Source organism: Rhodopirellula maiorica SM1, assembly GCF_000346295.1.
Lineage (GTDB): Bacteria > Planctomycetota > Planctomycetia > Pirellulales > Pirellulaceae > Novipirellula > Novipirellula maiorica.
The window spans coordinates 1-588 of the sequence record NZ_ANOG01000644.1 but is presented as its reverse complement, the minus strand read 5'-3'; the positions used below and the strand labels follow the sequence as shown (position 1 = coordinate 588).

General features: G+C 48.1%; 1 protein-coding gene. It reads left to right on the top strand.

The features are described from left to right. Nucleotides 1-222 precede the first annotated feature (222 nt). Nucleotides 223-588 (top strand): acyl-CoA thioesterase (locus tag RMSM_RS20625; protein ID WP_008700633.1); only part of this gene is annotated, 366 nt, incomplete at its 3' end.

The window sequence follows — 588 nt, the reverse complement described above, 5'->3', positions numbered from 1 at the left end:
ACCACGCGAAGTCTGATATGCGGTCACTGAATCGGATCCATCGCCAACGCTCATCGTAAGCTCGTTTTTGTGCGTGATTACTGATAGAAAATCATGAAGAAGTTTACGCTTCGACCACATTCGTGGTCAATCTTCGCCAATTCTGGGTCCAACACCGAAACGACACAGAATTGTCAAATTCAGACCAATTTCGCACGATTAAACGGATAAACAGGCAGCTTAATGGATTCGGATCTACTACAACGCGGCTCGACTCACCAAATCGAAGTTCGGGTCGAATACAACGAAACCGATGGACAGAAACGTGTTCATCACGCCAATTACCTCAACTATTTCGAGCGAGCTCGGGTCGAAATGCTACGAGCGGGTGGGGTCAGCTACAAGCAATTCGAAGCGTCCGGACGGATGTTAGTTGTCACTGAAATGAATATTAAGTATTTCGCAGCGGCAGAATTTGACGATGTTCTTACCGTGACCACCACACTGGTCGACGCCAAAAAAGTCCGGCTTTATCACGAATATCGCATCCAACGCGGCGATCAATTGGTGGTCCAAGCGACTTCGACGAGGTCGCGTGTGTCGATGAAA